The sequence below is a fragment of the Martelella sp. NC20 genome (genome assembly GCF_013459645.1).
GTDB lineage: Bacteria > Pseudomonadota > Alphaproteobacteria > Rhizobiales > Rhizobiaceae > Martelella.
This window is the reverse complement of sequence record NZ_CP054861.1, coordinates 3,303,678-3,315,227: the sequence shown is the minus strand read 5'-3', so window position 1 is coordinate 3,315,227 and position 11,550 is coordinate 3,303,678. Positions and strand designations below refer to the sequence as shown.

The 11,550-nt window shown below is 61.9% G+C and carries 12 protein-coding genes and 3 tRNA genes; 6 read left to right on the top strand and 9 right to left on the bottom strand.

Annotation, left to right across the window (positions count from 1 at the left end):
* Positions 1–143 precede the first annotated feature (143 nt).
* Positions 144–1,403 (top strand): site-specific integrase, encoded by a 1,260-nt coding sequence (locus HQ843_RS15755; RefSeq protein WP_180897433.1) that lies wholly within the window; start codon positions 144–146, stop codon positions 1,401–1,403.
* A gap of 17 nt (positions 1,404–1,420) precedes the next feature.
* On the opposite strand, the gene HQ843_RS15750 is transcribed toward HQ843_RS15755, so the two are convergent.
* From HQ843_RS15750 to HQ843_RS15740, 3 genes are all read right to left on the bottom strand, one after another.
* Positions 1,421–1,497 (bottom strand) — tRNA-Pro (locus HQ843_RS15750).
* A 62-nt stretch (positions 1,498–1,559) separates the two neighbouring features.
* Positions 1,560–2,030, bottom strand: coding sequence for a DUF192 domain-containing protein (locus tag HQ843_RS15745; RefSeq protein WP_180897434.1), 471 nt, complete (start codon positions 2,028–2,030; stop codon positions 1,560–1,562).
* Between the two features lie 143 nt (positions 2,031–2,173).
* Entirely contained in the window at positions 2,174–2,752 is a 579-nt protein-coding gene (locus tag HQ843_RS15740; RefSeq protein ID WP_180897435.1) for a cold-shock protein, read from the bottom strand.
* Positions 2,753–2,912: 160 nt separating this feature from the next.
* Here HQ843_RS15740 and HQ843_RS15735 point away from each other — a divergent pair, with 160 nt between their 5' ends.
* The 3 genes from HQ843_RS15735 (at position 2,913) to HQ843_RS15725 (ending at position 3,779) form a co-directional block, all read left to right on the top strand.
* Positions 2,913–3,353, top strand: coding sequence for a VOC family protein (locus HQ843_RS15735; RefSeq protein WP_180897436.1), 441 nt, complete (start codon positions 2,913–2,915; stop codon positions 3,351–3,353).
* Between the two features lie 167 nt (positions 3,354–3,520).
* Positions 3,521–3,595 (top strand) — tRNA-Glu (locus tag HQ843_RS15730).
* A gap of 109 nt (positions 3,596–3,704) precedes the next feature.
* Positions 3,705–3,779 (top strand) — tRNA-Glu (locus HQ843_RS15725).
* A 60-nt stretch (positions 3,780–3,839) separates the two neighbouring features.
* Here the strand turns inward: HQ843_RS15725 and recJ are convergent.
* The 6 genes from recJ to HQ843_RS15695 form a co-directional block, all read right to left on the bottom strand.
* Positions 3,840–5,654, bottom strand: coding sequence for a single-stranded-DNA-specific exonuclease RecJ (gene recJ, locus HQ843_RS15720; RefSeq protein ID WP_180897437.1), 1,815 nt, complete (start codon positions 5,652–5,654; stop codon positions 3,840–3,842).
* A gap of 122 nt (positions 5,655–5,776) precedes the next feature.
* On the bottom strand, positions 5,777–7,090 hold the full coding sequence (locus tag HQ843_RS15715; protein ID WP_180897438.1) for a homoserine dehydrogenase: 1,314 nt from the start codon (positions 7,088–7,090) through the stop codon (positions 5,777–5,779).
* A gap of 139 nt (positions 7,091–7,229) precedes the next feature.
* Positions 7,230–7,526 (bottom strand): acyl carrier protein, encoded by a 297-nt coding sequence (locus tag HQ843_RS15710; RefSeq protein ID WP_180897439.1) that lies wholly within the window; start codon positions 7,524–7,526, stop codon positions 7,230–7,232.
* 275 nt (positions 7,527–7,801) lie between these two features.
* On the bottom strand, positions 7,802–9,019 hold the full coding sequence (locus HQ843_RS15705; protein WP_180897440.1) for an LL-diaminopimelate aminotransferase: 1,218 nt from the start codon (positions 9,017–9,019) through the stop codon (positions 7,802–7,804).
* A gap of 177 nt (positions 9,020–9,196) precedes the next feature.
* Positions 9,197–9,391, bottom strand: a complete 195-nt coding sequence (locus HQ843_RS15700; RefSeq protein WP_180897441.1) for a hypothetical protein — start codon at positions 9,389–9,391, stop codon at positions 9,197–9,199.
* 78 nt (positions 9,392–9,469) lie between these two features.
* Positions 9,470–9,865, bottom strand: a complete 396-nt coding sequence (locus HQ843_RS15695) for a GFA family protein (RefSeq protein ID WP_180897442.1) — start codon at positions 9,863–9,865, stop codon at positions 9,470–9,472.
* Between the two features lie 65 nt (positions 9,866–9,930).
* On the opposite strand from HQ843_RS15695, the gene sfsA reads away from it, so the two are divergent.
* Both sfsA and map read left to right on the top strand, forming a co-directional pair.
* Positions 9,931–10,638 (top strand): DNA/RNA nuclease SfsA, encoded by a 708-nt coding sequence (gene sfsA / locus HQ843_RS15690; RefSeq protein WP_180897443.1) that lies wholly within the window; start codon positions 9,931–9,933, stop codon positions 10,636–10,638.
* A gap of 32 nt (positions 10,639–10,670) precedes the next feature.
* Positions 10,671–11,504: a type I methionyl aminopeptidase gene (map, locus tag HQ843_RS15685; protein WP_180897444.1), complete on the top strand. Its 834-nt coding sequence runs from the start codon at positions 10,671–10,673 to the stop codon at positions 11,502–11,504.
* Positions 11,505–11,550: the final 46 nt, after the last annotated feature.

The window sequence follows — 11,550 nt, the reverse complement described above, 5'->3', positions numbered from 1 at the left end:
CTTCTAGACACTTATCCTTGGCTATCGATCCACATCGTCAGCCGCTGGCGCACGAAAGGCCACATCCGGTTTTTCTGTGGCAAGGAAGGAAAGCTGGTTTATCCTCGCGGCGACATCGAAACGGCTCTGGGCAGGGAAATGGCATGGCAGCAGGAAGAAAGCCAAGATTATTCGAATATCGCGGGCTGTGGATCGGTGAAGAACCCGGCCGAACTGGCCTCTATCGCTACTGGTACGATCAGCGAACCCGCAAGGTTAAGCGAAGAGCGCTCGAAGCGCAGGATATTGAGCAAGCGAAGGAAGAGCTGATCGACATTCTCGGCAGCGTCGGCGCATCGCGCGGCGGACCGGAGGCTGCCAGCCTTGCCGATGTCATGGCGCACTATTTGGAGCACAAGGCCGAGCCAAAGGGGCCACGCGCGGCCAGCGCCGCCAGACGTGCGGCGGAACTGGCACTCGATGCCGCCGAAACCTTCAGCCCGCACCCGATGATCGGCCATCTGACACGACTAAATCAGCAGCGCATGTGGACGTGGATGAGTACCGAGCACGGACTGAGCCCGAAGTCGATCACCACCTACATGATTTCGGTGCGCGCCGCCGTCAATTTCGCCGCCATCCCGCAGATCGTAGCAGTCGGCGATGAAAAGCAGGAAGTGCAGCTGCTGACATCAGCGATCCCGATCTTCTGCAATCAATCCGAAACCGCCGATCACGTCGGAGGCGAGATGTCGCGACCGCGCGACTATATCCCGACGTTTGAAGAGCTCGGCCGATGGATCGACCGGATCTCGAATGAGGATGATTTTCGGTATGTGGTGATTGCCCTCAACACGGCCGCAAGAAACGAAGCGATCTTCGATCTTCGCATCGACGGCCAGGTGGACTTCAACAGCGGCACGATCGACCTCAACCCGCCCGGCCGCCGCCAGACGAAGAAACGCCGCCCTGTCATCCGGCTGACCACCGGCCTTGCGGCATGGCTGGATCACTGGAGAGACGACCGGCCCATCCGCCAGTATCAGGATACGGTCGAGAAGCGGCTGAACGCCATGGGCAAGGACCCGGCGCCGAAAGACCAGAACGGCCGCTCCCTTGCCCCGCTCAACATGCCGGAAATGACCTGCTACACCCTCCGGCATTTCATAGCGACAAATATGCGCCGCGCCGGTATCGCCGTCTCGCGCGAGCAACGTTCAAAATGGCTGGGCCACGTCGTATCGGAAGGGTCAAGAACGACCGATTGGTACGAAAAATTCGATCCTGACTATCTCGAAGACCCGATGCGCGCCACCGAGATGATAATCCAGAAGCTGCAGAATCACACTCACAAGAGCCTCACTGCACCCACGATGCACTCACAAGGCACGATACGTCTGGTATCAGGACCAGAAAAACAATAATGATTTCAATGGGAAAGTGGTCGGAGTGGAGAGATTCGAACTCCCGACCCTCTGGTCCCAAACCAGATGCGCTACCAGGCTGCGCTACACTCCGCCGTTGCGGCCCGGATACACGGTTCGCGGGCCGACCGCAACAGTTAAAGAGGTGATCGGGCGTTATTGCTTCAGCGCCGGGCCGGTGACCGTGTCGCCGGGCTTCAGCCCATAGGCCTGAGCCTGCCCGCCGGCGAGTTCGAGCACATATTTCACCGGCTCGCGCGAGGCGATCACGCGCTTGGAGCCGGGCTCGGCCTCTTCGTGGAAACCGGCCACCGAGCCATCGGCGCGGATGAAGACCATATCGAGCGGGATCAGCGTGTTGGCCATCCACATCGAGGCGGCACGCGGCTGGCCGAGATCGAAGATCATGCCGTGGTCGGGGGCAAGCCCGGTGCGGTACATCAGACCGCGCTGGCGCTGTTGCTCGGTTTCGGCAAGCTCGACGACGATCTCATGGTCGCCGGTCGCGGTGTGCAGCGTCAGTTCCGATGTATCGAAGGCAACCTCGGTCTGGGCGAGCGCGAGCCCGCTGAACAGCAGCAGGAACGCAGCCGCCAGCATTTTCCAGTTGCCGAAAGAACGTGTCATGGGGTCCTCGCCTCGATCTTCGGCGGTTACGCCGCCATGACCGACCTTATGCGGCGGCGGCGCAAAACTCAACGCGGTTGCGTCCGCAGGCAGAAGTCGTGAAGGGAGAAGCCGGCAGACGGCCCGATCGCGATCGAAGAGCCTCAATTGGTGCGGTGTTGCGGGTTGGGTATGTCCGGATGGACCTCAGCCGCCATCAGCCCCTTCGGCCCGTCGCCGAAACGCACCAGCACGGCCTGCCCCTGGATCAGTTCCATCAGGCCGTAGCGGCGCAGGGTTTCCATGTGGATGAAGATATCCTCTGTGCCCTCGCCGCGCGTCAGGAAGCCGAAGCCCTTTTCGCGGTTGAACCATTTGACGATCACCCGCTCCAGCCCGCTCGTCGCCTCGACATGGACATGGGTCTTCACCGGCGGCATCTGCGAGGGATGAACGGCGGTCGACTGGTCCATGGACAGGATTCGGAACGCCTGATAGCCGCGCTCCCGCTTCTGCGCCAAAGCGACCACGCGGGTTCCTTCCAGTATGGTCTGGTAGCCGTCCTTGCGCAGACATGTGACGTGGAGCAGGATATCGTCCATGCCGTTATCGGGCACCACGAAACCAAAACCCTTGCCGACATCGAACCACTTCACGAAACCGGTAACCTCGATCAGCTCTCCGGCTTCAAGGCCCGCATCCTCTGCGGCAGAGTATCTTTCCGCTTGAGACCTCTCGGCCATATCGCCCCGCTCCTTGAAAAATCCAGGCCGCGAATTAACTGATTCTTCGCATAAGAGTAACATTCATCCATCCGATTCCTGCAATACCTAAACGCATGAAATCGGGAGTTGCGGCAAATCTCCGCAGTAATTTTCAGACTAGCCCACAGGAAAGTGACAAATGCATTATCTCCACACCATGGTCCGCATAACGGATATCGACGCTTCTCTGCGCTTCTATTGCGAGTTGATGGGGCTGAAGGAAGTCCGCCGGATCGAAAACGAGAAGGGCCGGTTCACCCTGATTTTCCTCGCCGCGCCGACCGATCTTGAAAAGGGCGACGGCGAGCATGTGCCGAAACTCGAGCTGACCTACAACTGGGACCCGGAGGAATATTCCGGCGGCCGCAATTTCGGACACCTCGCCTATCGCGTCGAGAATATCTACGATTTCTGCCAGAAGATGGCCGATGCCGGCGTCACGATCAACCGTCCGCCGCGCGACGGCAACATGGCTTTCGTGCGTTCGCCGGACGGCATTTCGGTCGAAATCCTGCAACAGGGCGAAGCGCTTGCCCCTCAGGAGCCATGGGCTTCGATGCAGAACACCGGAAGCTGGTAGGTCCGCATCGCTCCGTACCGGGCTCGTCCGGATTTTAGGCGGAAAAAACAAATACTTATTGAGGCGCCCACCCCGGCGCCTCTCACGTGTCTTTTTTTTGAAGAATTCGCTGATTTGCGCTTGCGGCAATTCATCTGCCTTATTATAAGGGCGCCCAGCGACCACATGCGCCCTTCGTCTATCGGTTAGGACGCCAGATTTTCATTCTGGAAAGAGGGGTTCGACTCCCCTAGGGCGTGCCATCCGCTCAAGGTGTAAACCTTGCAGGATGCATCCGAAGGCTTGGCTTTCGGAAACTGTGTTTGCGCGGCGGCGGTTCCGGTTTTGCGGTGACCGCCGTTTTTGAAATGTGCGCCCTTCGTCTATCGGTTAGGACGCCAGATTTTCATTCTGGAAAGAGGGGTTCGACTCCCCTAGGGCGTGCCATTTCAAATCCTTCGGGAATTTTCTGCCGAAAGCCTGCATTGGCGCGTGTACCCCTTCACATCACGACGGATTGGCCGCATCGATGATTCGGAGCTGAACCCGGCGCTGGCCCTGCCAATGGTCGCCGGCAAGCGTTCCGGCAACATGCAGGCTGCGACCGCGCGCGCCGAGCAGAACCTCACCCAGCGGCTTGTCTGCGGCACGGAAGGCGATACAGTCCAGCGTCGTTCCCTCCGCGCTCTCCAGCCGCACCTTCACATGACCGCCGGCGCCGATCACGCGGGCATCGCGCACCCGGTGCTGCGGCAGCGCGAACACCGGCTGCGGATGGCCGGAGCCATAGGGGCCCGCCGCCTCCAGCCGGTCGATAAGGTCGAGCGTGGCGCCCGAGGCGCTGAGCGCGCCGTCGATCTTCAGCACCGCATCGGCGGCCAGCGCCTCGACCGCGTCGCGGGCGTGATCCTCGAAAAAGGCCCTGAGCGGCGACAGCTTATCCCGCGTCACCGTCAGGCCCGCCGCCATGGCATGCCCCCCGCCCTTGACCAGCAGCCCCTCGCCGACCGCAAGACGCACCATGCGCCCGAGATCGAAGCCGGCGATCGATCGTCCCGAGCCGGTGCCCCGGCCGTTCGCATCGAAGGCGATCGCGAAGGCGGGCCGGCCGAACCTGTCCTTGAGCCGCGAGGCCAGCAGGCCGACAATGCCCGGATGCCAGCCCTGCCGCGCCGTCACGATCACGCCCGCGCCGCTGCCGTCTCCGAATTCGGCGATCGCGTCGGCCTCGGCCTCCTGCAGCATTGCCGCTTCGATCGCCTGCCGCTCGCGGTTGAGCTGGTCGAGGCGTTCGGCGATCGCCTCGGCCTGTTCCGCGTCATCGACGGTCAGAAGCCTGCTTCCGAGCGCCGCATCGCCAATCCGCCCGCCGGCATTGATGCGCGGGCCGATCAGGAAACCGAGGTGATAGGGCGTCACCGGCCCGGCAAGACCGGCGCGCTTGAACAGCGCCGCAAGTCCGGGATTGGAGAGCGCGCGCGCGACGATCAGCCCCTTGACCACATAGGCGCGGTTCAGCCCCTTGAGCGGCACCACGTCGCAGACCGTCGCCAGCGCCACGAGATCGAGCCAGGACAGGAGATCGATCCGGCCCGCGCGCATGTCTCCGGCCTGCCGCAGCGCCCTGTGAGCCGCCACCAGCACCAGAAACACCACGCCGGCGGCACAGAGGTGTCCCTGCCCCGAAAGATCATCCTCGCGGTTGGGATTCACCAACGCCGTGCACTCCGGCAGGTCGACGCCGACCTGGTGATGGTCGATCACCACGACATCGATCCCGCGCGCCTTGGCGACGGCAAGCGATTCGTGGCTGGTCGAGCCGCAATCGACGGTGACGATCAGCTTCGCGCCGTCCGCAATCAGGCTTTCGATCGCCTGCGGGTTCGGCCCGTAGCCTTCGAAGATGCGGTCGGGAATATAGATCTCGACCTCGAGGCCGAGCATGGTGAGAAAGCGGTACATGAGCGCGGACGAACAGGCCCCGTCGACATCGTAATCGCCGAAGACCGCAACCTTCTCGCCACGGTTGACGGCCTCGATCAGGCGCGCCACCGCGGCCTCGCAATCGGTCAGGCTGAACGGATCCGGCATCAACGAACGCAAGGTCGGGTCCAGAAACGCAGGCGCGTCATCGACCGGCACGTCGCGTCCGACAAGCACCCGCGCGATCAGTTCCGAGAGGCCGTGGTTCTGCGCCATGGCAAGCGCCCGGTTTTCGCCGGCCGCCCCCAGACGCGGCACCCAGCGCAGACCGCGCGCCGATTGCTCGACGCCGAGAAAGGCGCGCGGGGTCGTCTTGCGTTGGGCGGCATTGTCAGTCATCAGGCCTAGGCTCCGCTGGGACGTCTTGCCCCTTCATAGCGCCAAGTCCACCGTCATGCCATCGGTGCATCGACGACACCGGCGCGGGGAGGTTTCCGGATCGCCGGCCGTCCCTGTGATCTTCAGGGCTTTTCGATACGGATGACCTGCGGCTTGCCGACGATATAGCCATCGCTCTCCATCGCCGTCACGGCATTGCGGATCGAAAGCTCGGTGGTCGCGTGGGTCACCATGATGATGGTCTTGGTCGGCGCGTCACGCTCGCCATTGACCGAATGCTGAACGATCGATTCGAGCGAAATCTGGTTGTCGGCCATCCGCCGGGCGATCGCCGCGATCACCCCGATCCGGTCCGCCACCCGCATGCGGATGAAATAGCCGCCCTCGTGGCTGCGCATGCGCGCCCGCTTGTAGGGCTCCAGCGATTTCGCCGGCCTGCCGAGCGCCGGCACGGTCTGCGCGCCGGGGCGGGACTTGGCGATGTCGGCGATATCGCCGAGCACGGCGGATGCCGTGGCATCGCCGCCGGCGCCTGGGCCGACCATCAGCAGATCGCCGAGAATATCGGATTCGATCGCCACCGCATTGGTGACACCGTCGACCTGGGCGATCACGGTATCATGCGGCACCATGGTCGGATGCACGCGCTGCTCGATGCCGCCGCCGGTGCGCTGGGCGACGCCAAGCAGCTTGATGCGATAGCCGAGTTCGGCCGCCGCGCGGATATCCTCCTGGGTGATGTTGGAAATGCCCTCGAGATAGATATCGTCACAGGAGATTTCGCAGCCAAAGGCAAGCGAGGTCAGGATTGCAAGCTTGTGGGCGGTGTCGTTGCCGTTGATGTCGAAGGAAGGGTCGGCCTCGGCATAACCGAGCCGCTGGGCTTCCTGGAGGCAGTCCTCGAAGGAAAGCCCCTCCTTCTCCATCCGGGTGAGGATGTAGTTGCAGGTGCCGTTCATGATGCCGTAGACGCGGGTCATGGTATTGCCGGTAAGCGATTCCCGGATCGCCTTGATGACCGGAATGCCGCCGGCGACCGCAGCCTCGAAATTCAGCAATACGCCTTTTTCTTCAGCTTTGGCGGCAAGCGCCACGCCGTCTTCGGCCAGCAGCGCCTTGTTGGCCGTCACGACGTGAATGCCCCGTTCGAGCGCCGCGTTCACCGCATCGCGCGCAGCCCCCTTCGCACCGCCGATCAGTTCGACCAGCACATCGATATCGGCGTCCCGCGCCATCGCCACCGGATCGTCAAACCAGACGGCGGAGGACACGTCGATGCCGCGATCCTTTGTGCGGTCGCGCGCCGATACCGCCGTCACCGAAATGGCGCGGCCGCAGGCGACGGCAAGGTTTTCATGTCGTTCGCTGATGATGCGCACAAGCGAGGCGCCGACGGTTCCAAGACCGGCGACGCCGATTTTCAGGGCATCTGCCATGGGGTATTCCTACTGACCAAAATTCCACGTTCGGACGCAAGCGTCCGCGCCTCATTTAGATCGTTTCGGCGGCAAATGAAACATTCAGGACAGGGAAATTTGGGAGAGCGGGCTCGGGGATGGCTTCGATCGGTGGCATTCACGCCCCTGCTACATCATCGCCGCGGACGCACACTTCTACTGGACGCGCGCGTTGTGAATAGTGGGCGCGCGATTTGTGAATAGTTTCGACCAGATCGCCGACGGTTTCGCTGGAGCACAGATATTCATCCATAATCATCACAGCGAACTCATCCTCAAGGGCCATTCCCAGCTCAACGATATCGAGCGAGTTAATGCCGAGGTCGTCCAAGGTGACTTCTTTGTTTACATCGCGCTCGGCTGAGCCGATGACGGCGATGATCGTCTTCTTAACTCGGCTGAAGGTTTCACACATTCGCAGTTCCTCCGCTAGAAGCCCTACCGAGAGGTGCGGTTTCGCCTGCCAGCCAGGCAAAATCCGAACTTGAAACCATTCTCACAGGGTTCTCTTGTAATTCATGTTAGCGCTATCATAGCTAATTTAAAAGGGGTTTCTTTCCCTAGGATAAACTAAATCTGATCAGAGGAATGCACTATTGGTTATGAACGTGGCATGAACATTGAGCGATCAGGAAAGCCTACGCCCTCCTGATCAAACCGCACGGAAAGGGCGCGCCCTCTCCGGCCAGACTACCGATGCGCCTTCAGCGATACGATATTGTCGGGCGCAACCGAGGTGGTGGCGAAGAAGCGCTTGAGGTTGCGCGCCGCCTGACGGATGCGATGCTCGTTCTCGACCAGCGCGATGCGCACGTAATCGTCGCCCTGCTCGCCGAAGCCGATGCCGGGGGCAACGGCAACATCGGCCTTTTCCACCAGCAGCTTTGAAAATTCGAGCGAACCCATCGCGGCAAACGGCTCCGGGATCTTCGCCCAGGCGAACATGGTCGCCGCCGGCGGCGTCACCTGCCAGCCGGCCTTGGCGAAGCTGTCGACCATCACGTCGCGGCGCTTGTGGTAGATCGAGCGGACCTCCTCGATATCCGTGCCATCGCCGTTCAGCGCGTGGGTGGCGGCAACCTGGATCGGGGTGAAGGCGCCATAATCGAGATAGGACTTCACCCGCGCCAGCGCCGAAATCAGCCGCTCATTGCCGACGGCAAAGCCCATGCGCCAGCCCGGCATGGAATAGGTCTTGGACATCGAGGTGAACTCGACAGCCACGTCCTTGGCGCCCGGCACCTGCAGGACGGACGGCGGCGGCGCGCCATCGAAGTAGATTTCCGAATAGGCAAGGTCCGAGAGCACGATGATCTCGTGCTTTTTGGCGAAGGCCACGACCTCGCGGTAGAAATCGAGGCTCGCCACTTGCGCGGTCGGGTTGGACGGATAGTTGAGCACCAGCGCGATCGGCTTCGGGATCGAGTACTTCACCGCCCGCTCAACCGGTCCGAAGAAGCTGTCATCCGGCTCCCCCGGGATCGAACGGATCACCCCGCCGGCCATCAGGAAGCCGAAGGCGTGAATCGGATAGGTCGGGTTGGGGCAGAGAATCACATCGCCGGGCGCGGTGATCGCCTGCGCCATGTTGGCAAAGCCTTCCTTGGAGCCGAGCGTCGCGACGATCTCGGTGTCCGGGTTGAGCTTGACGCCGAAACGGCGGGCATAATACCCCGCCTGGGCGCGCCTCAGACCCGGAATGCCCTTGGAAGACGAGTAACGATGGGTGCGCGGATCGCGCACGACCTCGCACAGCTTGTCGACCACGGATTGCGGGGTCGGAAGATCGGGATTGCCCATGCCAAGGTCGATGATATCGGCGCCCGCCGCTCGCGCGCTCGCTTTCAAACGGTTGACCTGTTCGAAAACGTATGGCGGCAGTCGCCTGACCTTGTGGAACTCTTCCATCTTCTTCCTCTTGGAACAATGAGTTGAACGACCCTTCGAAGGATCGACGAAACGAGAGCAGGAAAAACCGGCTCGACGCAAGATTCAACTGCGCTTGCGTCAATTTTGCGGCAGAAATCCTAATACTCTGTTTCATCCTTGCCACAGGGCGGGCCGGGTGTGGCCGCTTTCGAGCGGCTACTGCGCGGCGGGAAGGCCGGCCAGACCGTCGAGCTTGGTCGTCATGGTGGCGACATCCTCATCGGTAAACTGCGCATAGGCGGCCGTGCCGGTATCGCAGACATCCGGCTTGCCGCAGGTGGTGGAGCAGGCGGCAACAAGCGCGGCCGCCGCAACAAGGGTCACGCTCAAGATCATCCGGCCGAATTTCATCGCATCTCTCCCGGCGCCGAGGCGGCGCAAATCAGTCGCGCGCAAATCTGCCCGGTTTGGGCGCGCGGCGCAAGCAGGTCAGGTCTCCGTTCGCCCCTCGCCTTCCCGGTCACGCTCGTAACGATGGACGACCGGCAGGGGCGGAAGCCAGGATTCGCGGCGGACGGTCCAGAGTTCGTAGCTCGGCCTGAACCGGTCGGTCTCATCGAAAGTTCCGAGACTGATCTCGACTTCATCCCCGCTTACCGCATAGACCGGAGAACCGCAGGTCGGGCAGAAATAGCGCCCCTCGAAGCAACTGGCCTCCCCGGCAATGCTGACGGCATCTGCCGGGAAGATCGCAACCGCCTGGAACGGCGCGCCGCTATGTTTGCGGCAGTCAAGGCAATGGCACACCCCGACCCGATAGGGCTCGCCCGAAACCGCGATCCGCACCCTGCCGCAAAGGCATCCGCCGGAAATCCGATCTGTCATCATCTCATCCTTTGTTTGTCGCCTGCCTCTTGCCATAAACGGTGCAGAGGCTAAAACGGCAATTCATGCAGTTCGATCCTCCCCTGATACCGGCAATACTGATCCGGCGCTACAAACGCTTCCTTTTCGACGCCGTTCTGGAAGAGACCGGCGAGACGATCACCGGCTCCTGCCCGAATACCGGCTCGATGCTCGGCCTCAATACGCCCGGCTCGCGCATCTGGCTGTCGCGCAATGATGACGGCAAGCGCAAATATCCCCACCGTTTCGAACTGATCGAGGCCGACGGCACCGTCGTCGGCGTCAATACCGGATTGCCGAACCGGTTGGCCGAGGAGGCGATCGGCACGGGACTGATTGCCGATTTCGCCGATTATCCGGTGATCCGGCGCGAACAGAAATATGGCCGCCAGAGCCGGATCGACCTGATGCTTTCAGCCGATGACCGTCCCGACCTTTATGTCGAGGTCAAGAATGTCCATTTCATCCGCACACCCGGCATTGCCGAATTTCCCGATACGCCGACGGCGCGCGGAACCCGGCACCTTTCCGAACTTGCGGATATGGTCGCGGCCGGAAAGCGGGCGGCGATGGTCTACCTGATCCAGCGCAATGACTGCGAACGCTTCGCCATCTCGGCCGATCTTGACCCGACCTATGCGGAGGCGTTCAAATGGGCCCGTCGCGCAGGCGTGGAAGCCTATGCGATAAAATGCAATGTATCCCGTGACAGCATCACGCCAGATGCTACAGTATCAGTTGAAGACATGTGAGCGCACACGCCGGGGCGGTGCGGAGGATGACCATGATAAACTACGTCGACGCGGCGACGGCGCCGCTGAAGAACGACGGCACGATCCGCCTTTATGACGACGCCGCGTTCGAGAAGATGCGTCAGGTCTGCCGCATCACCGCAAGCTGCCTCGACAGCCTCGCCGATCTGATCCGGCCCGGCGTGACCACCGAGGAGATCGACCGCCATGTGCTGCAGTTCGGCCTCGATCACGGCGTGGTTCCGGCAACGCTCGGCTATCGCGGCTACAAATATTCATGCTGCACCTCGATCAACCATGTCGTCTGTCACGGCATGCCCAATGCCAAGCCGCTGCGCGAAGGCGACATCATCAATGTCGACGTCACCTATGTTCTGGACGGCTGGCACGGCGATTCGAGCCGGATGTATCCGGTCGGCCAGTTGAAACGGGCGGCCGAACGGCTGCTGGAAGTGACTTACGAATCACTGCTGCGCGGCATCGCCGCGGTAAAGCCGGGCGCACGCACCGGCGCGATCGGCGAGGCGATCCAGTCCTATGCCGAAGGCGAGCGTTGCTCGGTGGTGCGCGATTTCTGCGGCCACGGCGTCGGCCGGCTGTTCCACGATGCGCCGAACATTCTGCATTACGGCCGGAAAAACGAAGGGCCGGTGCTGAAGGAGGGCATGCTCTTCACCATCGAGCCGATGCTCAACATCGGCAAACCGCATGTGAAGGTGCTGAATGACGGCTGGACCGCCGTTACCCGCGACCGCTCGCTTTCGGCCCAGTACGAGCATACCGTCGGCGTCACCAGCGATGGATGCGAGGTGTTCACGCTCTCGCCCGGAGGCCACGACCGGCCGGGCCTCACGCCTGCGCTTTAGGCCGTTTCAGGATTGAAACCGATGTTTCCTGCTATCGTTCCAGGAG